We start from the raw sequence: 20,781 nt of genomic DNA on the forward strand, positions 1-20,781 counted from the left end.
TTCGTCCGCCCTACAGATTCATACGAGGGAATCCGGGCCCCGGACGTGTCCACTCTGCCGCGGACGCAGCATCCGCCAGGCGACGACCGCGGACACGACCATCAGCGCGGCGCCGATCGCCGACGTGATCGCCACTCCACTGTCGAACGCGGATCCGGCGGCGGCCAGGAGAGCTTCGGCCTGCGCCGGGGGCAGTGTCTCGGCCACCGCGTGCGCGCCGCCGAGAGTCTGTTGCGCAGCGGCCGCCCGCGCCTCATCGATCCCGGCGGGAACGGTGAAGTGGGACGTGTACGACGCAGTGAGAATCGAGCCGAGTACGGCGGTTCCGAGCACGGCACCCATCTCGTACGCGGTTTCCGACACCGCCGACGCCGCACCGGCCTTCGTCGGGGGCACGCTCGAGACGATCAGGTCGTTCGAAAGCGTCTCCGCCGCACCGATGCCCGCGCCGAGCACCGCGAACGCGACGATGATCGGTGTGACGGCCGACGGCGAGGCCATCAGGAACACGAGCCCGTAGCCGACCGCGGACAACAGCAGCGCAGCAACGATGATCGACGACGGCCGGATCCACCGCACCAGCAGCACCACCGACATCCCGGCGACGACCATGACGGCCAGTCCCGGAACGAGAGCGATGCCGGCTTGCATCGGGCTGCGGCCGATGACGAGTTGCAGGTGCTGCGAGACGAAGAACAGGAAACCCACCAGCGAGAACACCGACAGCAGGTTGACGATGACGGCGCCCGAGAAGGCCGGTACCCGAAACAGCCGGACGTCGAGCATCGGGTCGCTCCGGCGCAGTTGCCGCCGGACGAAGAGCACCAGCGCGAGCACCCCCACTGCTGCGGGAACGAGCGCGGCGGGACCCGTCCCGTCGCCGGCGAGGCGTTTGATCGCATATACCAGCGGCGCCAGCGCGAGCATGGACAGTCCGATGCTCACCACGTCGACCCGGCCGGGGTTCGGGTCCTTCGACTCGGGAACGAACATCGGTGCGAGCACGAGCAGCGGGATCAAGACGGGCACGGCGAGCAGGAAGACCGAGCCCCACCATGCATGCTCGAGCAGGAATCCGCCCACGATCGGGCCGAGTGCGGCGCCGGCCGCGAAGCACGACGCCCAGATCGCGATGGCGAAACGTCGCTGGTCGCCGTCGAGGAAGATGTTGCGCAACAAGGACAGCGTGGACGGCATGAGCATCGCGCCGAAGAAGCCGAGCGCACCGCGGGCGACGATCAGCAATTCGGCGGACGGTGCATAGGCGGCCGCAACGGAGACGGCGGCGAATCCCGTCGAGCCGATGAGCAACAGGCGTCGGCGCCCGATCCGGTCACCGAGGCTGCCCATCGCGACGAGCAGACCGGCAAGCACCAGCGGGTAGATGTCGATGATCCACAACTGCTGCGCTCCGGTGGGCTGTAGTGCCGACGAGATCTCGGGCAGCGCGAAGGCCAGAACGGTGTTGTCCACCGAGACGAGCAGCACCGGAAGCATGAGCACCGCGAGCGCGGCCCATTCACGAGGACCCGCCTTGGCGCTCGATGAGAGGTCGGGCGGGGAAACAGGGGTGGTGGACATGGATCTCGTGCTTTCGAAGTCAAGGCCGGAATGTTCGTTACTGTACCAGCTGGACGGTATAGTAACGAAGGTCGTAGGATCGCCTGGTGCCACCCCCACCTGCCGCCCGCACCAAACTTGTGGACGCATTCGTGTCGGTCCTTCTCGAACACGGTGAACGAGCCGCCACCCTCGACGCGGTCGCGGCCGCCGCCGGCGTCTCCAAAGGCGGCCTCCTCTACCACTTCCCGTCGAAAGCAGCCCTGATCGAGGGTCTTGCCGAACATGTCGAACAGCTCGCCGCCGACGACGCCGAACTCATGCGTACAGCCCCGGAAGGTCCTGCGGCGTACTACATTCACACCTCGGTGTACGCCGACACCCCCATCGACCGAGCCATCATCGCGACCACGCGTCTGAGCCAGGGCGCGAACGAACGCGCACGGCAGGCACTGCACCGCATCCGCCAGGGCTGGCTGGACGTTCTCACCGACGCGCTCGAGGACCCCGCCGTCGCCCGAGCGGTGATGCTGATCGGCGACGGCCTGTACTACAACGCTGCGATGTCGGGCGAGACGAGCGAGACACCGCCGGAGGACGTGGACGAACTTCTCGAAGTCGTGCGACGCATGACCGACGGACGCGCCTGATCAGCGACCCGCCGGTCCGCTCGATTTCGCCGGGAGACGGTGCAACTCGACGTCGCCCAGCGCACCGTTCTCGATCGTCGCAGTCATGTACGTGCACTGCGGCTGGCGGCGGCGATCCGTCGGCGAGCCGGGATTGAGTAGGCGCAGACCGCTAAGGGTTGTTGTGTCCCACGGGATATGGGAGTGGCCGAAGACGAGTACGTCCGTGTCGGGATAGGCCGTCGCCATGCGCTTTTCCCGCCCGGTCGAGGCGCCGGTCTCGTGCACCACCGCGAGCCGTACTCCGTCGAGCGTCACCCGCGCGATCTCCGGAAGCCGCTCCCGCAGCGCGGGTCCGTCGTTGTTGCCCCAGCATGCGACCAGGCGTCGTGCACGTTCCTCGAGAGAATCCAGTAGGCCGACGTCGATCCAGTCGCCCGCGTGGACGACGACGTCGGCGCGGTCCACCTCGTCCCACACGGCGGCGGGGAGCACGCGCGCCCGTGCGGGGACGTGGGTGTCGGCCAGCAACAGCAACCTCATCTGCCCAGTGTGCCGCGCCCTGCTCGGGTATGCCGCCTACTACCGCAGAGGGACACCCAGCAGCGCGTCGACCGCGTCCGCGAACAGGCCGGGCGCCGACGCATCGTCGCCACCCTGCTCGACCGCGAACCGGGCCCAACCATCAAGGGCCGCAAGAGCCTTCGGGGTGTCGAGATCGTCCGCGAGGTGCTGGCGCAACCTCGCGATGGTGTCGTCGGCGGACTGCGCCGACTTCAGCGCCGCCGCCTCGCGCCAGAGCGCGAGGCGGGTGTGCGCGTCGGCGAGCACCTCGTCGGTCCAGGCCCGATCGGTGCGGTAGTGCCCGGAGAGCAGACCGAGGCGGATCGCGGAGGGGTCGACGCCCTGCGCGCGCAGCTTGGAGACGAACACCAGGTTGCCGCGCGACTTGGACATCTTCTCGCCGTCGAGACCGATCATGCCGGTGTGGACGTAGTGCCGCGCGAAACGGCGATCGCCGGTGACGGCTTCGGCGTGTGCGGACGAGAACTCGTGGTGCGGGAAGATCAGGTCGCTGCCACCCCCCTGCACATCGAAACCGCTGCCGATGCGGTTGAGGGCGATCGCGGCGCACTCGATGTGCCAGCCCGGGCGGCCGTCACCGAACGGAGACGGCCATGCCGGCTCCCCCGGCCGCTGCGCGCGCCACAGCAACGCGTCGAGCGGATTGCGCTTGCCCGCACGGTCGGGATCGCCGCCGCGCTCGGCGAAGAACCGCATCATCGTGTCGTGGTCGTACCCGGATTCGTATCCGAACTGCTCGGTGGCGTCCACCCGGAAGTACACGTCGGGGTACTCGGGATCGTCGACCGTGTAGGCGGCGCCCGATGCGACGAGCTTCTCGACGAGTTCGACGACCTCGTTCACCGATTCGACGGCACCGATGTAGTCGCGGGGCGGCAACACCCGGAGCGCTTCCATGTCTTCGCGGAACAGTGCGGTCTCCCGCATTCCGAGGACCATCCAGTCCTCGCCGTCGCGTTCCGCGCGCTCGAACAGGGGGTCGTCGACGTCGGTGACGTTCTGCACGTAATGCACGTCGTGTCCGGCGTCGCGCCAGATGCGATTGACGAGGTCGAAGGCCAGGTAGGTGGCGGCGTGCCCGAGGTGGGTGGCGTCGTACGGGGTGATGCCGCAGACGTACATCGTGGCGGTCGCGCCGGGTGTGACGGGGCGCACCGCGCGATCCGCGGTGTCGAACAACCGCAACGGGGGCCCCTCACCGGGGACGGAGGGGATCGCGACGTCGGACCAAGACTGCATGGATACGAGAGTAGTGGAGCGGAGCGGCGCCCCTGCCGGGGCACCCGGCGGTCAGAACTTCAGAAGGCAGGCCACGGAATCCGGCGCTCGCCGAGAGGCCGGGGCATGACGGGGTGCTCGAGGAGTGTCTCGATTCGCCGCCGCAGCGCCTCGACTTCGTCGGCGGTGATGTACTCGCGCAACACTTCGGCGAACTCACCCTCGAGGCGGCGAGCGAGTTTGTCGAGGTCGGTGAGCAGTGCGGGGTCGATGGGGTCGCCGGCCCACCCCCACAGCACCGTCCGGAGCTTGTCGTCGCGGTGCAGGCAGATGCCGTGGTCGATCCCGTAGACGTTGCCGTCGACACTTTCGAGGGCGTGCCCGCCCTTGCGGTCGGCATTGTTGAGCACGAGGTCGAGCACCGCCATTCGGTGCAGGCGCGGGTCGTCGGCGTGGACGAGCAGGACGTCGTCACCCTCGAGGTCGCGGGCCCGGAGGATGGGCAGCCACCCTTCGGGAACATCCCCGGCCGGGTAGAGATCGACCACGTCCAGCTGGTCCGCCGGTCCGTCGGAGGGGTCGCGGGTGTCGATCCAGCGTTGCACCATCCCCGGGCCGAACGGCCCGTCGCGGAGCACCGTGAGCGGGATGACACCCCAGCCGAGCGCCTCACAGATCAGGTACGACGCGACCTCCCTGCCGGCGAGGGTGCCGTCCGGGAAATCCCACAGTGGCCGTTCGCCGCGCACGGGCTTGTAGACGCAGCGGACGACGGTGCCGCCGTAGCGCGCATCGCACACCAGCGTCGCGTTGCTGGCGTGGGCGATCTGACCGATGACGGTGAGTTCACCTTCGGTCAGAACGGTGCGCAGGTCGGCGACGGGGGTCACCGTCAGCTCTCCTCGCCGAACCAGGACGCCGGATCGAAGCCGGGAGTACGCAGGTATCCGTTGGTGCGTATGCAGATGTGGCCGTCGCCGCCGATGGGCTCACCGCACAGCGGGCACGGCGCTCGTCCTGCCGCGATCACCATGTCCGAGCGCGCGGCGAATTCGCGGGCCTGCACCGGGGTGAGGAACACCCGAACGGCGTCGGGCCCTTCCTCGGTGTCGTCGAGGACGACGGACTCGTCGAGTTCGGTGTCGGTGACGGCAAGCAGCTCGACGACAACGGCCCCGGAGTCGGAGTCCCAGCCCAGACCCATGGTGCCTACCCGGAACTCGGCTTCGATGGGCGTTACCAGCGGATCGATGTCGACGGGCAGTTCGTCCGGTACCGCTGTGCCGAACCTGCGCTGCACCTCTTCGAGCAACAGGCCCATCCTGTCGGCGAGGATCTGCACCTGCTGCTTTTCCAGCAGGACGCTCACAATCCTGGACTCGTGCACGGCCTGCAGATAGAACACCCGGTCACCCGGTTCACCGACGGTGCCGGCGATGAACCGGTCCGGAGTACGAAACACGTGTATCGCGCGAGCCATCGCACCTCCTCGAGTCAACCCACTCTGCCATGCCGGACATTCTCATTATCCGCCCGTATTCCCCTCGGGTTCTCCACCTGCGGATTCGTCGGCGTCCGCAGCGCCGCCGGGTACCTCGCCACCGGGTACCGACTTGGGAGCGGCCGGTCCGGCGAGCCCGGACAGGTCCGAGCCGGTGTCGTTGATACGCAGCACGAACGGTCGCGTGTCCGTGTACCGGACGACGGAGATCGATGCGGGTTCCGCGACGATCCGCTGGAATCCGTCGAGGTGGGTGGCGAGCGCATCGGCGAGGATCGACTTGATCACGTCGCCGTGGGTGCAGGCCACCCAGACGACGTCTTTGCCGTGCGCATCGGCGAGGCGCCGGTCGTGCTCGCGAATCGCCGCGACCGCGCGGGCCTGCACCTGGGCCAGGCCCTCACCGTCGGGGAACACCGCCGCCGACGCGTGCTGCTGGACCACTTTCCACAGCGGCTCCTGCAGCAGATCCTTCAGTGCCCGGCCGGTCCAGCCGCCGTAGTCCACCTCCGCGAGCCGATCCTCGACCACCGGGGTCAGTCCGCGGTCGTGGCTCAACGGCTCCACGGTCTGCCGGCACCGGAGCAGCGGGGACCGAACGATCTCGGCGATCTCGAGCCCGGACAGCCGGGTGACGAGATTCTTCGCTTGGATGTGACCGACCTCGTCGAGTTCGACACCCGGGGTACGGCCGGCCAGAACGTGCGAGGTGTTCGCCGTCGATCGTCCGTGGCGCAGCAGGATTACCGTCATGGATCCAGCCTAGAGGCCGCGACACGCGGCGTCGCCGCAGACAGTCGGCGGGTCATCGGCCGATCACGTCGCAGAGATCACACCGGTGCCGAGTAGCGCGAGCACCACGACGCCGAGGGCGACGCGATAACCGACGAACCAGTACATCGAGTGGTTGACGACGAACCTGAGCAGCCAGGCGATGGCGGCGTAACCGACACCGAACGCGATGACGGTGGCGACGAGCAACTGCGGTCCGGACGCATTGAGCCCCTCCCCGACCGGTTCGAATGCGTCGGGAAGGCTGAACAGACCCGATGCGACGACCGCGGGGATCGCGAGCAGGAACGAATAGCGGGCCGCGGCTTCTCGGGTGAGGCCGAGGAACAGGCCCGCCGAAATGGTGCCGCCCGAACGCGAGACGCCCGGAATCAGCGCCAGCGCTTGCGCCGACCCCATGATCAGCCCGTCTTTGAGGGTGAGCTGCTCGACGCCGCGACGTTGTTTGCCGAAGTACTCGGCTGCCGCGATGACGATCGAGAAGACGATGAGCATCGTCGCGACGAGCCAGAGGTTGCGGGCGACCGTGCGGATGTCGTCCTTGAATACGATGCCGAGGATGCCGATGGGGATGGTGCCGAGAATGACGTACCAGCCCATCTTGTAGTCGTGGTCGGCGCGCCGCTCGCGGTTGACGAGGCCGCGGAACCAGGCCCGGACGATGCGCCAGATGTCACGGGCGAAGTACACGAACACGGCGGCTTCGGTGCCGAGCTGGGTCACCGCGGTGAACGATGCTCCGGCGTCCTGGCCGAAGAAGACCTCGGAGACGATGCGCATGTGGCCGGACGACGAGATGGGAAGAAACTCGGTCAGCCCCTGGACGATTCCGAGCACGACCGTCTGCAGCCAGGTCATCGATTCGCCGATCATGCGGAGACCTCCGTGTGCTCGGCCGAGCAGCAGACGGCGCGGCGCTGGTTCCTCACTCGCGGAAGGGTACGTGGCGAAGGTGCTCTCGGCGCGCCGGAACACCCTCGGTACGCCTCGGCACTAGGCTTGCCCCCCGGGGAGCGCGGTGCGGTACCGCACGATCCCGATGCCGGGGAGGTAGTGCGGTCGCTATGGAATACAGGACTGTCGGTGCGAGCGGGTTGCGCGTGTCGCGGCTCGGCTTGGGCACTTTGACGTGGGGTCGTGGCACCGACGGCGACGAGGCGGCGGCGCAGCTGTCGGCTTTCGTCGACGCCGGGGGCACACTCGTCGATACGTCTCCCGCGTATGGCGACGGGGTGTCGCAGCGCATCCTCGCGGAACTGCTCGACGACGTCGTGCCCCGGGACGAACTCGTGCTGTCCGGTAGTTCGGGCATCGACACGACCAAGATCGGGTCCGGCCGCGTCGACTGTTCGCGTGGCGGGTTGCTCACCCAGCTCGATACGACCTTGCGGGAACTGGGAACCGACCACCTCGACGTGTGGCAGGTCGCGACGTGGGATCCGCACACTCCGATCGAAGAGGTCGCCTCCGCACTCGAGTTCGCGGTCGCGAGCGGTCGCGTCCGGTATGTCGGGGTGCGCGGCTACCTCGGGTGGCAATTGGCGACCGCCGCCGCAGCGGCACGGCGACCGGCCCCCATGGTGTGCACGCAGGTCGAGTACTCGTTGCTCGCGCGCGGCGTCGAAGAGGAACTGGTCCCGGCCGCGGCCCATCACGGTGTCGGAGTGTTCGCGGCGGTACCCCTCGCCGGTGGTGTGCTGACCGGCAAGTACCGGTCGGGGATGCCGGCGGATTCGCGCGGGGCCGACGAGGTCCATGCCGAAGAAGTGCGCCGCTACCTCACCGAAGCCGCGGTGCGCGTGGTGGACGCGGTGGCAACGGCCGCCGACGGGCTGGGAACCTCGCCGCTCGCGGTGGCGCTGGCGTGGGTCCGGGATCGGCCGCAGGTGGCGTCCACTTTGGTGGGTGCGCGCGACCTGGCACAGCTCACCGGGGTGCTCGTGGCCGAGGAACTGGCGCTGCCGCCGGCGATCGCTGCCGCGCTCGACGATGTGAGCGCGTAACCGGGTTCACAACCCTCGCCGAATTGGCAAAGGTTAGGCTACCCTCTCCCTAAGAGTGAGATCATTCGGAATTCAGGGAGGTCGGCCGATGGCCGCAATCGAGGTCGCCGGATTCGCCGAGCGCATCAAGATCGATACACAGCAGGCGCACCGGGAAACCGAGAACTCCGTGTTCGTCTCCGAATTGCTCGCCGGCAAGCTCACCGCCGAGGCCCACGCCGAATTGACCGCGCAGTTGTGGTTCCTCTACGACGCGCTCGAACGCATCGGCCGCACCTACACCGACGATCCGATCGTCGGGCCGCTGCTCTCGGACGACTTGCTGCGCATCCCTGCCCTCGAAGCCGACCTCGACTTCCTGATCGGGAGCGACTGGCGCAGCCGGATCACTCCCCTCCCCGCGACCAGCGCGTACGTCCAGCGCCTCGAGCAGGTAGCGGCGTCCTCACCGGAAGCGTTCGTCGCCCACCATTACCTGCGGTACCTCGGCGACCTGTCCGGCGGCCAGATCATCCGCCGGATGCTCGAGCGTGCCTATGGGTACGAACGGGACGGTCTGCGGTTCTACATCTTCGACGGCATCCCCAAGCCCAAGCCGTTCAAGGACGCCTACCGCGCCAAGCTGGATGCCGCCCCGCTCGACAGCGACCAGCAGCAGGCAGTGATCGACGAGGCAATCCTCGTCTACGGCCTCAACCGCGCGCTGTTCCAGGACCTTGCCGCACACATCGACCGCTACCGGGTTCAGGCCTGACGATGTCCGTCTCGCCCCGCACGACGCTGACCGTCCTGCTGCTCGTCCTCGCCACCACGTTCGCCGGTGCGTGTAGCTCGCCCGCCGGAGACGGCCCGTCCAGTTCCGTTGCGACAGGTCACCGCACCGCCGTGGTCGACGACCGCAACCCCCGTCCGATCGGAACAACCCCGTCGCCGACCCTGCCCGCCACCGTGCGCGGTGCCGACGGCGTGGATGTCACCGTCACCGATGTCTCCCGGATCGTGGTCGCCGACCGCTCCGGAACCCTTGCCCAGACCGTGCACTCGCTGGGCCTCGGCGGCAACATCGTCGGACGGTCGACCGCGATCTACCCTGCCGGCGAACACATTCCCAATGTGACGCCGGGCGGCCACAGCCTCAACGCGGAAGCCATCCTCGCGCTGAACCCGACCGTCGTGCTCACCGACACCTCCATCGGCCCGCTCGCGGTGCAGGAACAGATCCGCGCGACCGGAGTGCCGGTGGTGTTCGTCGACCCCGAGCGCAATCTCGACACCGTCGCCCCCGGCATCGAGATGGTCGCGGCAGCCCTCGGCGTGCCGGAAGCCGGCGCGGCGCTGACCCGGCGCACTCTCGACGAGATCACCGCGGCGCGCGACTCCGTCCCGTCCGACAAACCCGATCTCACCGTGGCTTTCCTCTACCTGCGCGGTTCGGCGATCAAGATGCTCGGCGGACCGGGATCGGGCGCAGACGCACTGGTCGCCGCCGCGGGGGCACGCGACGCCGGCATCCTCGCCGGTCTCGAATCCCAGTTCGTGCCCATCACCAGTGAGGCGATGATCGCGTCCTCACCCGACGTCATCCTGATCATGACGCACAGTCTCGAATCCGTCGGTGGCCCGGACGGTCTCGCAGCCCTTCCGGGTGTGGCACAGACGCCCGCCGGGAAGGCGCTGAACATCGTCGACATGGACGATTCGGTGTTGCTCAGTTTCGGTCCCGACACCGGAAAAGTGCTGGGAGCACTCGTCGAAGCGCTGTACCGGACGGATACCGCATGACCGCGGGTCGCCCCGGCGGCCCCCTCAGCGGTACCGCCGACGATCCGGTGGCCCCCGGCGGGACGGGCGAGAAAGCAGGCATCGGACGCACCACCGTCGTCTTTGCGGGCCTCGGCGCAGCACTGCTGATCCTCGCTGTCGTGTCCGCATGTCTCGGGCAGGTCCCCACCAGTCCCGCGGAAGTGGTCGGAAGCCTGCTGCACCGCATCGGTCTGGACCTCGGGCCGATGCCCGCGCATCCCGCCGGTGAAGTGACGCTGTGGGAGGTGCGGTTCCCGCGCGTGGCGCTCGCGATGCTGGTCGGGGCCGCGCTCGGCTGCTCCGGGGCGCTTCTGCAGGGCATCTTCGCCAATCCCCTCGCCGAACCCGGCGTGATCGGGGTGTCCTCCGGAGCCGCGGTGGGCGCGTCCGCAGTCATCGTGCTCGGTGGCGCGTTCACGTCCGGGTGGTCGCTCGCGTGGGCGGCTCTGCTCTCCGGTCTGGTCACCACCGCGCTCGTCTACATGCTGTCGCGCTCCGACGGACGTACCGAGGTCGTCACCGTCATCCTCACGGGTGTCGCGGTCAACGCCGTTGCCGGGGGTCTCATCGCCTTCTTCACCTTCGTCGCCAATCCCGCCGCCCGCGACCAGATCGTCTTCTGGCAACTCGGCAGCCTCGGCGGGGCCACCTGGGACACCGTCTCCGTGGTCGCTCCCTTGACCGTTGTGGGCGTCGCGGCCGCCGTCGTGCTGGCTCCCAAACTCGACCTCCTCGCGCTCGGCGAAAACGTGGCGCGGCATCTCGGCGTCGATGTCGAGCGGGTGCGCCAGGTCTCGATCGTCGTGGTGGCGGTCCTGGTCAGCGCCGCAGTCGCCTTCACGGGAATCATCATGTTCGTGGGTCTGGTGGTGCCCCATCTGATGCGCATGCTTCTCGGCCCGGCGCATCGCGTGCTCATCTGCGCGAGCGTTCTGGCGGGCGCCGTCGTTCTGCTCGCAGCCGATCTGGGCGCGCGCACCCTCGTCGAGAACGCCGACCTGCCACTCGGCATGATCACGGCGCTGATCGGCGGTCCGGCCTTCTTCTGGATGCTGCGCCGCACCCGCGCCCAACAAGGAGGCTGGGCATGAGCCGCCTGCTGCACCGACGCGAGGACCGCGTGGTACCACCGCGATCCGGGCTCGGCACCGCCACCATGCGCGCAACCGGGGTACGGCTGAGCCGGGGCACCCGGGAGATCCTCCGCGGCGTCGACCTCGAGGTGCGGGTGGGTGAGGTGCTCGCGCTCGTCGGCCCCAACGGTGCCGGCAAATCCACCCTGCTCGCCGCACTGACCGGTGACCTCCCGGTCAGCGGTGGACGCATCGAGGTCGACGGACGACCGCTCGGTGACTGGTCGCCGCTTGCCCTTGCCCGCAGGCGCGCGGTGCTGCCGCAGCACCATGCCGTCGGTTTCCCGTTCACCGCCCGACAGGTGGTGTGCATGGGTCGTGCGGCATGGTCGCGCACCCCGCGGCAGGACGACGACGACCGGATCGTCGCAGACGCCTTCGCGACCTGCGACGTCACGCACCTCGCCGACCGGCCCTTTCCTGCGCTGTCGGGTGGCGAACGGGCCCGGGTCGCGCTCGCGCGGGTGCTCGCGCAGGACACCGAAACGCTGCTGCTCGACGAGCCCACCGCAGCCCTCGACATCGGCCATCAGGAATCGGTCATGCGGGTCGTGCGGGATCGCGCCGACCAAGGCCACGCTGTCGTGGTGGTCCTGCACGACCTCGGTCTGGCAGCCGCCTACGCGGACCGGATCTGCGTGCTCGAGAACGGCCTGATCGCGGCCGAAGGCCCGCCCGCCGCGGTCCTGACCGAAGACCTCCTGGCGAGGGTCTACCACTATCAGGTTCGCGTGACGCAGCACCCGGAAACCGGGACTCCGCTCGTCCTCCCGCGGCGCGCGAGGACATCCTCCGCGAAGTGAGCCGCGCGTCACAGGCACCGCGACGGCCCCGAGCCGGGTGCGGCGAGACAACGGCGATCAGGAACACTGGAAGCTACGCGCCGCCGCGGACCGTGCCGGCGCGTGAAGCGACGCGACGACGAGGAGCGAGAACGATGGGCAGACCCGGTATCCGTGGGACCGCGCTGGTGTGGGGAGTCGCGGTGGCGGTACTCGCCGGCTGCTCGTCGGAGAACGCGTCCGACACGCTCCAGACCATCGAACCCGCCACCCCCGCGTCCGCCCCCAGCGTGGCACCCGAGGCCGCCGGCAACGTTCGCCCGTTCGACTACCGGGTCGATGCCCTGGTCGTCCAGCCCGACACCGGCACGTTGGTCGCCCTCGCCGACGACGGGACCCGTCTGCTTCTCCTCGACGACGGCGCTGCCGAACCCCGCGTCGTGGATCTTCCGGCCGCGGCGGCCACCGTGGTAGCCGGACGGGACGGCACCGTCCTCGCACCCGCGTCCGGCGTCGTGGCGCAGGTCGACACCACTGACGGTGCGGTCACCGAAGTTCCCGTCGACGCCGACGCCCTCTCGGCTGCGGTTCTGAGCGACGGCCGGTGGGCAGTGGGCACGGCCGACGGCCGGGTACTGGTCGTCGCGCCGGACACCGGTGAGGTCGCGGAGACAATCTCGGGACTCGCCTCGACCGACCTGATCGCCGTCAACGGCGACTCGGTCGCCGCTCTCGACCGCAGGCAGACCTCGCTCACCTCCATCGACATCGAGGACGCGCATCTCGGTGCGGCATTGCGGGCCGGACGCGGCGCAACCCAGCTGGCCACCGATCCGTACGGGCGGGTGCTCGTCACCGATACGACCGGCGAGGAACTGCTCGTCTACACGATCGACTCGCTCATCCTGCGGCAGCGCTACCCCGTCGGCCCCGCTCCGTACGCTGTTACGTACGACGAACAGCGCGATTTGGTATGGGTGACGTTGACCGGCAGCAATGAGGTGGTGGGCTACGATCTGTCGACCGGGACCGCGGAGGAACGCCATCGTTTCGCGACCGTGCGACAGCCGAATTCGGTTGCCGTCGACCCGGCTGATGGGACGCTGGTGATCGCCTCGGCGACCGGCGACGGACTGCAGAGGATCCCGATCGAAGGGTAGAGATGGCAAACGAGCGATTCAGCCGGTTCACCCGACTCCCCGTCGACTGGGACACCAGTAACGACGAGTACGAATACGCACCGCTGCGGCTCCCGCGCGACGTGTCCCGGGTGAGTGCGTCGCTTCGCCTGGCGATCTCCGCCGAGTTCCACGGCTGGGAGTTGACGCGCCTGCGGCTCTATCCCGACGGTAGTCGCCGGGTGTTGCTGCGCCGCCGCAAGACCGGCCAACCCGTTCCCCATCCCACCGTCCGCTGATCCGAACCCCGGCCGCCGCCGGGCCCGCAGGGAGTTGCCCGTGTACCGCTTGCTTCTTCGGCTGATGTTCCTTCTCCCCCCGGAACGTGCGCACCACCTCGCATTCTTCGCGATGCGGCTGGTGACGCGGTTCGCGCCCACCCGGGCACTTGTCTCGAAGGTTCTCGTCACCGACGACCCGATCCTGCGCAACACCGTCGCAGGGGTGGACTTCCCCGCGCCGCTCGGGCTCGCTGCCGGCTTCGACAAGGACGCCACGGGTGTGGACGTATGGGGACCGTTGGGTTTCGGATTCGCCGAGATCGGGACTGTCACCGCGCAGGCACAACCCGGCAATCCCGCGCCCCGGCTCTTCCGGCTCCCCGCGGATCGTGCGCTGGTCAACCGGATGGGCTTCAACAACCACGGTGCGGGTGAGGCCGCCAACCGGCTACGGCAGCGTCGCCGCACCGTCCCGATCGGCGCAAACATCGGCAAGACGAAGGTCGTGCCCGCGGAGGACGCGACCGCCGACTACACCGAGAGCGCCCGCCTGCTCGGGCCACTCGCCGACTTCCTCGTGGTCAACGTCTCGTCCCCGAACACTCCCGGACTTCGCGACCTGCAGGCCGTTGCGTCCCTGCGCCCGCTGCTCGCTGCGGTGCTCGAGACCGTGACGGTGCCGGTGTTCGTGAAGATCGCGCCGGACCTGTCGGACGACGACATCGACGCCGTCGCCGATCTCGCGCTCGAACTGGGGCTTGCCGGCATCGTCGCCACCAATACCACCATCCGCCGCGACGGTCTCCGCACCGACTCGGCGCGCATCGACGAGATCGGTGCCGGCGGCCTGTCCGGTCCTCCGGTGGCGGCTCGCTCGCTCGAGGTTCTCCAACGGCTCTATCACCGCGTCGGTGACCGTCTGGTGATCGTGTCCGTCGGCGGCATCGAAACTGCGGAACAGGCGTGGGAACGCATCCTCGCGGGAGCGTCACTGGTGCAGGGCTACACCGGTTTCATCTACGGCGGAGGCCTGTGGGCACGCCGTATCAACAGGGGCATCGCGCGCAAACTGCGTGCCCACGGCTACCGGTCGATCGCGGATGCCGTCGGCGCGGGAGCCCGGGTGTAGAACCCCGGCGGAACCGTCACGGCGGGTGGCATCGGAGCACAACACGTGCCTCGATGTCACCCGCCGTTGTAGATCTAGGCGACCTCGTAGGTCCCCGTGAGAAGTCCGCGCGCGATGGCGTGGCCGAAGACGTTGAAGCCGAGGAAGGCCGGGCTCGAATCGGCCGTGACACCATCGAGAACGTCGACGTCGAGTGCGTGCACCGCGACGATGTAGCGGTGGTAGCCGTGACCGGCCGGGGGCGCAGCGCCGATGAATCCGTGCGCGCCGCCGTCGTGACGGAGCGTCACGGCGGACTCGGGCAGACCCGGCGCTCCGGGAGTCCCGGCGCCCGTGGGCAACTCGGTGACAGTGGCCGGAATGTTCGCGACGGCCCAATGCCAGAATCCCGAACCGGTAGGTGCATCCGGGTCGAGCACGGTGACGACGAAGCTCTTGGTCTCCGCCGGAAACCCGGACCAGGACAGCTGCGGCGAGACGTCGCCGCCTCCGGGAATCCCGAACGCTCCGCTCGCCTGAGGGAGTTTCCATTCCTCACCCTCGGCGAAGTCTTCGCTGGTGACCTCGAACGTCGGCAACGCGGGCAGGAACTTGTACGGGTCGTAATCGAAGGCCATACCGGTCCTTTCGTGATCGGGATACAACTGGGTCAGGCGTGCATGAGGAAGTGTTCCATGACGCGAGTGCCGAAGTGCAGTGCGTCGACGGGGACACGCTCGTCCACCCCGTGGAACAAGGCAGCGAAGTCCAGTTCGGGCGGCAACTGCAGAGGCGCGAAGCCGAAGCACCGGATACCCAGTCGCGCGAACGCCTTCGCGTCGGTCCCGGCGGAAAGCATGTACGGAACGGTGCGCCCGATGGGGTCGTGCGCGAGGATCGCAGCGTTCATCGCGTCCACGAGATCGCCGTCGAACGTGGTTTCGTACGACTCGAGGCTCGTGATCCATTCACGCGTGACGTTCGGGCCGATCAGTTCGTCCACGGTGCGTTCGAACTCGGCGAGGCGACCGGGGAGAATTCTGCAGTCGACCATCGCGTGCGCGGTCCGAGGGATCACGTTGGCCTTGTAGCCCGCGTCCAGCATGGTCGGGTTCGCCGTGTCGCGAAGGGTGGCGCCGACGATCCGGGCGATCGACCCGAGTTTCGCGAGGGTTCCGTCGAGGTCCGGGGACGACGGATCCAGATCGAGTCCGGTCTCCTCCCCGACCACGGCCAGGAACTCCGCAACCGAATCGTTGACGACGAGCGGGAACGTGTGGGATCCCAGTCGCGCGACTGCCTGCGAGAGCACGGTGACGGCGTTGTCCTCGTGCAAGAACGAGCCGTGGCCCGCGACACCGGTTGCGGTCAGACGCAGCCAGCCCATTCCTTTCTCTGCCGTCTCGACCATGTAGAGGCGGCGTTCGCTGCCGTCGGGACGCGGCACGGTGAGCGAGAAGCCGCCCACTTCCCCGACTGCTTCGGTCACGCCCTCGAACAGGTCGGGCCGGTGTTCGACGAGCCACTGCGACCCGTACTTGCCGCCGGCCTCCTCGTCGGCGAGGAAGGCGAACACGAGATCTCGGGGAGGGACGATGCTCTCGGCTTTGAAGTACCGCGCGACCGCGATCATCATGCCGACCATGTCCTTCATGTCGACCGCGCCGCGCCCCCAGACGTAGCCGTTCTCCACGGCACCGGAGAACGGGTGCACGCTCCAGTCAGCGGGTTCGGCAGGCACGACGTCGAGGTGCCCGTGCAGCAGGAGCGCACCGCGGGAAGGGTCGGAGCCTGCGAGGCGCGCGAAGACGTTGCCGCGACCCGGCGCGCCGGACTCGACGTAGACGGTCTCGTAGCCCACCTCTTCCAGGAGCGAGGCAACCCATTCGGCACACTCGCGCTCGCCACGGGTGGTCGCGGGATCGCCGGTGTTGGTGGTGTCGAAGCGGATCAACCGGGAGACGAGGTCGACGACCTCCGACTCAGCCCGGGAGGGACGGTGAGCACTCGGGTGTGTGGCCATGCATGCATGTCTACCATTGCCCCTGTCCCGGATCAGTGCAGGTGAGCGTGCCGATTTGGGGCGGGCGCCTCGGTGGGATAGTCTTTCACAGCACCCGCCGGAGCGGGCGCAAGCATGAGTCCGAGTGGCGGAATGGCAGACGCGCTAGCTTGAGGTGCTAGTGTCCTATTAACGGACGTGGGGGTTCAAGTCCCCCCTCGGACACTCTGCGTTGAGACAGACGATGAAGGCCCCGAACCGCAAGGTTCGGGGCCTTTGTCGTGGTGTCGGCAACTGCCGGTTCGTGGCTGCTGAGTAGCCCCGCTGTCCGCTCCCCTGCGATGTCGTGGCGTTTTGGGAATCGGCCCCGGAATGCGCTACTGTTTTCTTCAGCGCCCGCGGGAGCGGGTGCTACCGGCATGTCCCTCGTGGACGTCGGTCCGAGTGGCGGAATGGCAGACGCGCTAGCTTGAGGTGCTAGTGTCCTATTAACGGACGTGGGGGTTCAAGTCCCCCCTCGGACACTCCCGGCAGTTCCACGAACTGCAACCACACGAGGTCACGAACTCGAAAGAGATTGTGGCCTCGTTTTCGTATGTCGGCACCGAAAACCTCACCGACAGCGACAGCGACAAAGTCGACGTTTTCCGACGCCACCACGGTCTCGACCGAGTGCCGCCTCATCTCGCCCGAGAGGTCGAAGTGAGAGCCCGATCATCGCGGTCGTCCGTGGCAGATGTTGCGCATGGAGTCCCCCGCCGAAGTCGTCGACCGCATCGTCGCGTTCGCGTCGGCTCACGATGGCATCGAGGTTGTGATCCAGACCGGTTCCCGCGCACGCAACGAGCGAGTCGATCGCTTCTCCGATTTCGATATCGAACTCGTCGGTCCTGCCGTGCCCGCTTTGGCCGGTAACGACGGTTGGGCAGCACCGCCCGGAGACCAACTGGTGAGCATTCATCTCGCCAACGAGGAGGACCACGCACCGGACTGGCCGACATACCTCGTTGTCCTGGCTGGTGGACGGAAGATCGACTTGACCCTTTCAGGCCGGGAGCGGGCACCCGGATGGTCGATGGTGGCCTGGACCCGCTCTACCAGCGCGGCTACCGCGTGCTCCTGGACAAGACCGGGATCGCCGCCGCGCTTCCCACTCCCACCGGCCCGCCCACCGAGGCTCGGCCGACCGAGTCCGAGTTCGTGTCGAATCAGCGAGAGTTCTGGTTCGAGGCGACCCAGATCCCCATCTACATCGCACGCGGCGACCTGTGGCCGGCTCACTTACGGCTGGAGGGAATTCGGTCACTGCTACTGGCCGTGCTGGAGTGGCATGCCAGGTTGCTGAGGGTCGACCCGGTGGACACCAGGCACAACGGCCATCACATCGATGAATGGCTCGCCCCCGCATATCACGACCGCATCCCCGAACTGTTCGCTCTCTACACCCGCGACGATCTGTCCCGCGCACTGCGCGCCACCACCGAGTTGTATGCGCAGGCAGTCGCCGAAATCGCTGCCGTGAATCCACTTCCCGATCTCGGGCTCCTCCCAGCGGTCACACAACACATCGGCCGGGTTCTGCAGGCCGACACCGAGGGCGTTCGAGCAACTCCGACGGAACTTCCCGCAACAGGTGATCTCTCCGCGCCCGCCTAGCGGCCCGGCAGGATCAAGCCGCAGGTGGTGCCCGTACCGGCTGCATTCGAAACAGAATGCGGGATCAGTCGAGGTAATCCCCATTCACGAGACCGGCCCCGGAATCGGCGCGCTGTCCTTGCTGGGGGTTTCTGGGAATGATTCTGCATTTCTAGGGATTCCGTACGGTTCGGTATTTCATTCGATATTCCCTGCGATAGGTCGTTCGAAGGGCGCGCACTCCGGTCAACGCAGAATTGAGGGCAACTAGGGCGAAGTGCCTGCCCGGAATCCGAGTAATCGGAACGATGCGGGGGTACCCGACGGCATGTCAACCAGTTCTCGAGGCCCAGGCGAGTCGAACCCCGACTACTCGCCCTCCCCGCGGCACAGCGGCGCCTCTGTCCCCTCGTCGGGCACGACGCCGGACCCCGACTCCCCCGGCGATCTGCACCCCGACCTCGAACGGCGTAAAGGCATCAGGCACACCCGGACCGGTGCTCTCTGGATTGCGCTGCTGGCCGGCATCCTGATCTTGCTGTTGTTGTTGGTATTCATCCTGCAGAACCTCGACAGCATCACGCTCGAACTCTTCGGGTGGGACTTCTCGCTGCCGCTGGGTGTGGCACTGTTGTTCGCCGCGATCGCCGGAGCGGTGATCGTCGCACTCACCGGGGGCTTGCGGATCCTGCAACTCCGCCACGCCGCCAACCGACAGCACACACTCACCAACGGACAGTAGGACACGACGAGTACGGCGGCCGAGAAGATCAGCCGCCGTACCGCTGCGTGAGTTCAGCCCCGATCCGCGCGAGTTCGTGCTGCAACGCGACGGGATCGAGCACCTCGACCGCCCCACCCCAGCCGGCCAGGTTGCGAGCGATGTCACGCGGGGTGGGCGCAGCGATTCGGACCCGGCTGCGCCCGTCGTCGCACTCGGCGTCGACGTGGCAGTGGCGACCGAAGTGGTCACGCAGGATCGGGACGTAACGGGTCTCGATGAGGACGGTTGCCCAAGTGCCGGAACGCTTCTGCTCAACTTCGCCCACCACCTCGTTCCACGCCCGGTCGAGCGCGAAGTCGTCGGGACGTTCGGCGATCTCCTCGGTCGCCTCGACCTCCGCGATCCGGTCGACGCGAAAGGTGCGCTGCCCACGCTCCGTGCCCGCGATCAGGTACCAGATGTCGTCCTTGTCGACGAGGCCCCACGGAGCGACCGTGCGCACCGACCGGTCCCCCAGCGCGTTGGTGTAGGTGAGCCGCACCTTCCGACGTCGCACCACGGCGTTCTGCAAGAAATCGACAGCGTCCGGCCGCGGCCGGCCGAGTCCGCTCCACCCCGTGCGGTCACTCATGACGGCGCCGGCAGCCGCTTCCGCGTCGGCACGAAAGGTCTGAGGAAGGGCGCGGACGAGCTTGCGCAGAGCGATCCTGGCCTCCCCCGAGATCGCGGCGGACGGGCCGACCAGAAGAAATAGCGCCTGCGTCTCGGTGGCCGACAATCCACTCAGGTCCGTGCGGGCACCGCCGACCAGCGACCAGCCACCACCACGCCCGGGCTGCGGGTAGACAGGAATCCCCGCCATCGACAGCGCTTCGAGGTCGCGCCGGGCCGTTGCCACCGACACCTCGAGTTCGTCCGCGAGCTGCCCGGCGGTCACCCGACCCCTCTGCTGGAGAAACAACAGGGCCGCGACAAGCCGGTCTGCGCGCATGGCTCCACTATCCCCGGAAAAGTGCTCAGTTGATGAGCACTTCACGAGGAAGAGTGGGTCTCACCGAAAAAGAACGAGAAAGGAACAACCGCCATGCTGCGAGGACTGACCACCACCAACTTCGTCGTCGACGACCTCGACTCTGCCGTGAGCTGGTACACCGAACTGCTCGGCATCGAGCCCTACTTCGTCCGTGAAGCAGAGGGGACGACGGCGTACGCAGAATTCCGCATCGGTGACTTCCAGCACGAACTCGGATTCATCGACCGCCGGTTCACCGCTCCGGGCCGAGGCAGCGCGGAACTGGGCTCGGCGCTGACCTACTGGGCCGTCGACGACGTCCAGGCGGCATACGAACGCTTGCTGTCGATGGGGGCCACGCCGCACGAGGACGTGACCGAGCGCGGACCGGGGTTCGTGACTGCGTCGGTCGTCGATCCGTTCGGCAACGCGCTCGGCGTGATGTACAACCAGCATTATCTCGATGTCGTCGAGTCGACGAAGGGTTCCTGACATGGATGTCCTGGCGACTACTGCAGAGGAATGGCGCGAATGGCTGGGCACCCACGGCCGGTCCGAGACCGAGGTCTGGTTGATCATCGCGCACAAAGACAGTGGAAGGCCGAGCCTGCGATACCACGAGGCGGTCGAGCACGCACTCTGCTACGGCTGGATCGACGGCCTCCACCGCAAGCACGACGCTCACAGTTCGCGGCTGCGGTTCAGCCCCCGGCGGCCGACGAGCACGTGGAGTGCGCTGAACCGGGAACGCGCCGAGCGGATGGTCGCGCAGGGCCTGATGACCGAGGCAGGGCAGGCAGCGATCGACCTCGCCAAAGTGCGGGGCACCTGGCAGGCAACGCCCGCCGATCCGCGCGAACGGGCGTAGGTCCGGGGCCGTCGCCGCTGAGCTGAA

23 protein-coding genes, 2 tRNA genes and 1 pseudogene are annotated in these 20,781 nt (G+C 67.9%); 16 read left to right on the top strand and 10 right to left on the bottom strand.

Going from position 1 to position 20,781, the window contains the following annotated elements; all coding sequences use genetic code 11:
• Positions 1-18: 18 nt before the first annotated feature.
• A complete protein-coding gene (locus ACFWU2_RS09220) occupies positions 19-1,581 on the bottom strand; it encodes an MFS transporter (RefSeq protein ID WP_378604295.1) in 1,563 nt (520 codons plus the stop codon).
• An 86-nt stretch (positions 1,582-1,667) separates the two neighbouring features.
• On the opposite strand from ACFWU2_RS09220, the gene ACFWU2_RS09225 reads away from it, so the two are divergent.
• A complete protein-coding gene (locus ACFWU2_RS09225; protein WP_378604298.1) occupies positions 1,668-2,210 on the top strand; it encodes a TetR family transcriptional regulator in 543 nt (180 codons plus the stop codon).
• Here ACFWU2_RS09225 and ACFWU2_RS09230 read toward each other — a convergent pair whose 3' ends face one another.
• From ACFWU2_RS09230 to ACFWU2_RS09255, 6 genes are all read right to left on the bottom strand, one after another.
• On the bottom strand, positions 2,211-2,732 hold the full coding sequence (locus tag ACFWU2_RS09230) for a metallophosphoesterase family protein (protein ID WP_378604301.1): 522 nt from the start codon (positions 2,730-2,732) through the stop codon (positions 2,211-2,213).
• A gap of 39 nt (positions 2,733-2,771) precedes the next feature.
• Entirely contained in the window at positions 2,772-4,013 is a 1,242-nt protein-coding gene (mshC, locus tag ACFWU2_RS09235) for a cysteine--1-D-myo-inosityl 2-amino-2-deoxy-alpha-D-glucopyranoside ligase (RefSeq protein WP_378604304.1), read from the bottom strand.
• Between the two features lie 59 nt (positions 4,014-4,072).
• The gene (locus ACFWU2_RS09240) at positions 4,073-4,882 is read right to left on the bottom strand and encodes an SCO1664 family protein (protein ID WP_378604307.1); all 810 of its coding nucleotides are present in this window, start codon (positions 4,880-4,882) and stop codon (positions 4,073-4,075) included.
• Positions 4,883-4,884: 2 nt separating this feature from the next.
• Complete coding sequence (locus ACFWU2_RS09245) at positions 4,885-5,472, bottom strand: DUF3090 domain-containing protein (protein ID WP_378604310.1); 588 nt, start codon at positions 5,470-5,472, stop codon at positions 4,885-4,887.
• A 45-nt stretch (positions 5,473-5,517) separates the two neighbouring features.
• Entirely contained in the window at positions 5,518-6,246 is a 729-nt protein-coding gene (locus ACFWU2_RS09250) for a histidine phosphatase family protein (protein ID WP_378604313.1), read from the bottom strand.
• 63 nt (positions 6,247-6,309) lie between these two features.
• Positions 6,310-7,155 (bottom strand): undecaprenyl-diphosphate phosphatase, encoded by an 846-nt coding sequence (locus tag ACFWU2_RS09255; protein WP_378605173.1) that lies wholly within the window; start codon positions 7,153-7,155, stop codon positions 6,310-6,312.
• 194 nt (positions 7,156-7,349) lie between these two features.
• Between ACFWU2_RS09255 and ACFWU2_RS09260 the strand changes: the two genes are divergently transcribed.
• From ACFWU2_RS09260 to ACFWU2_RS09295, 8 genes are all read left to right on the top strand, one after another.
• On the top strand, positions 7,350-8,288 hold the full coding sequence (locus ACFWU2_RS09260; RefSeq protein WP_378604316.1) for an aldo/keto reductase: 939 nt from the start codon (positions 7,350-7,352) through the stop codon (positions 8,286-8,288).
• Positions 8,289-8,376: 88 nt separating this feature from the next.
• Positions 8,377-9,042 carry a heme oxygenase (biliverdin-producing) gene (locus ACFWU2_RS09265; protein ID WP_378604319.1) on the top strand — a complete coding sequence of 222 codons (666 nt, stop codon included), beginning with the start codon at positions 8,377-8,379 and terminating at the stop codon, positions 9,040-9,042.
• A 2-nt stretch (positions 9,043-9,044) separates the two neighbouring features.
• Positions 9,045-10,070 (top strand): hemin ABC transporter substrate-binding protein, encoded by a 1,026-nt coding sequence (locus ACFWU2_RS09270; protein WP_378604322.1) that lies wholly within the window; start codon positions 9,045-9,047, stop codon positions 10,068-10,070.
• Positions 10,067-11,182 carry a FecCD family ABC transporter permease gene (locus ACFWU2_RS09275; RefSeq protein ID WP_378604325.1) on the top strand — a complete coding sequence of 372 codons (1,116 nt, stop codon included), beginning with the start codon at positions 10,067-10,069 and terminating at the stop codon, positions 11,180-11,182. Before ACFWU2_RS09270 ends, ACFWU2_RS09275 begins: the two co-directional genes overlap by 4 nt.
• Positions 11,179-12,027 (top strand): heme ABC transporter ATP-binding protein, encoded by an 849-nt coding sequence (locus ACFWU2_RS09280; RefSeq protein ID WP_378604328.1) that lies wholly within the window; start codon positions 11,179-11,181, stop codon positions 12,025-12,027. Before ACFWU2_RS09275 ends, ACFWU2_RS09280 begins: the two co-directional genes overlap by 4 nt.
• Positions 12,028-12,161: 134 nt before the next feature.
• Positions 12,162-13,166, top strand: a complete 1,005-nt coding sequence (locus tag ACFWU2_RS09285; protein WP_378604330.1) for a hypothetical protein — start codon at positions 12,162-12,164, stop codon at positions 13,164-13,166.
• Between the two features lie 2 nt (positions 13,167-13,168).
• Positions 13,169-13,423, top strand: coding sequence for a DUF5703 family protein (locus ACFWU2_RS09290; protein WP_169622208.1), 255 nt, complete (start codon positions 13,169-13,171; stop codon positions 13,421-13,423).
• Positions 13,424-13,463: 40 nt separating this feature from the next.
• Positions 13,464-14,534, top strand: coding sequence for a quinone-dependent dihydroorotate dehydrogenase (locus ACFWU2_RS09295; RefSeq protein WP_378604332.1), 1,071 nt, complete (start codon positions 13,464-13,466; stop codon positions 14,532-14,534).
• Between the two features lie 74 nt (positions 14,535-14,608).
• Here ACFWU2_RS09295 and ACFWU2_RS09300 read toward each other — a convergent pair whose 3' ends face one another.
• Together ACFWU2_RS09300 and ACFWU2_RS09305 are read right to left on the bottom strand one after the other, a co-directional pair.
• On the bottom strand, positions 14,609-15,151 hold the full coding sequence (locus ACFWU2_RS09300; RefSeq protein ID WP_296550139.1) for a YbhB/YbcL family Raf kinase inhibitor-like protein: 543 nt from the start codon (positions 15,149-15,151) through the stop codon (positions 14,609-14,611).
• Between the two features lie 32 nt (positions 15,152-15,183).
• A complete protein-coding gene (locus ACFWU2_RS09305) occupies positions 15,184-16,536 on the bottom strand; it encodes a M20/M25/M40 family metallo-hydrolase (RefSeq protein ID WP_378604335.1) in 1,353 nt (450 codons plus the stop codon).
• A 118-nt stretch (positions 16,537-16,654) separates the two neighbouring features.
• Between ACFWU2_RS09305 and ACFWU2_RS09310 the strand changes: the two genes are divergently transcribed.
• The 5 genes and pseudogenes from ACFWU2_RS09310 to ACFWU2_RS09330 all read left to right on the top strand — a co-directional run bounded on the left by ACFWU2_RS09310 (position 16,655) and on the right by ACFWU2_RS09330 (position 18,892).
• Positions 16,655-16,740 (top strand) — tRNA-Leu (locus tag ACFWU2_RS09310).
• Positions 16,741-16,953: 213 nt separating this feature from the next.
• A tRNA-Leu gene (locus ACFWU2_RS09315) sits at positions 16,954-17,039 on the top strand.
• Positions 17,040-17,260: 221 nt separating this feature from the next.
• Positions 17,261-17,566 (top strand): annotated as a pseudogene (locus ACFWU2_RS09320) (aminoglycoside 6-adenylyltransferase); the annotation flags it as partial.
• 17 nt (positions 17,567-17,583) lie between these two features.
• The gene (locus tag ACFWU2_RS09325; RefSeq protein WP_378604338.1) at positions 17,584-18,171 is read left to right on the top strand and encodes an aminoglycoside 6-adenylyltransferase; all 588 of its coding nucleotides are present in this window, start codon (positions 17,584-17,586) and stop codon (positions 18,169-18,171) included.
• Positions 18,172-18,478: 307 nt separating this feature from the next.
• Positions 18,479-18,892 (top strand): lipopolysaccharide assembly protein LapA domain-containing protein, encoded by a 414-nt coding sequence (locus ACFWU2_RS09330; RefSeq protein WP_378604341.1) that lies wholly within the window; start codon positions 18,479-18,481, stop codon positions 18,890-18,892.
• Between the two features lie 28 nt (positions 18,893-18,920).
• Here the strand turns inward: ACFWU2_RS09330 and ACFWU2_RS09335 are convergent, their stop codons facing one another.
• Complete coding sequence (locus ACFWU2_RS09335) at positions 18,921-19,865, bottom strand: helix-turn-helix transcriptional regulator (protein WP_378604344.1); 945 nt, start codon at positions 19,863-19,865, stop codon at positions 18,921-18,923.
• Positions 19,866-19,958: 93 nt separating this feature from the next.
• Here ACFWU2_RS09335 and ACFWU2_RS09340 point away from each other — a divergent pair, with 93 nt between their 5' ends.
• Together ACFWU2_RS09340 and ACFWU2_RS09345 are read left to right on the top strand one after the other, a co-directional pair.
• On the top strand, positions 19,959-20,378 hold the full coding sequence (locus tag ACFWU2_RS09340; protein WP_378604347.1) for a VOC family protein: 420 nt from the start codon (positions 19,959-19,961) through the stop codon (positions 20,376-20,378).
• Between the two features lies 1 nt (position 20,379).
• On the top strand, positions 20,380-20,754 hold the full coding sequence (locus ACFWU2_RS09345) for a YdeI family protein (RefSeq protein ID WP_378604350.1): 375 nt from the start codon (positions 20,380-20,382) through the stop codon (positions 20,752-20,754).
• The last annotated feature ends 27 nt before the right edge of the window (positions 20,755-20,781 follow it).

Origin of the sequence: Rhodococcus sp. NPDC058639, from assembly GCF_042717545.1 — a bacterium.
Lineage (GTDB): Bacteria > Actinomycetota > Actinomycetes > Mycobacteriales > Mycobacteriaceae > Rhodococcus.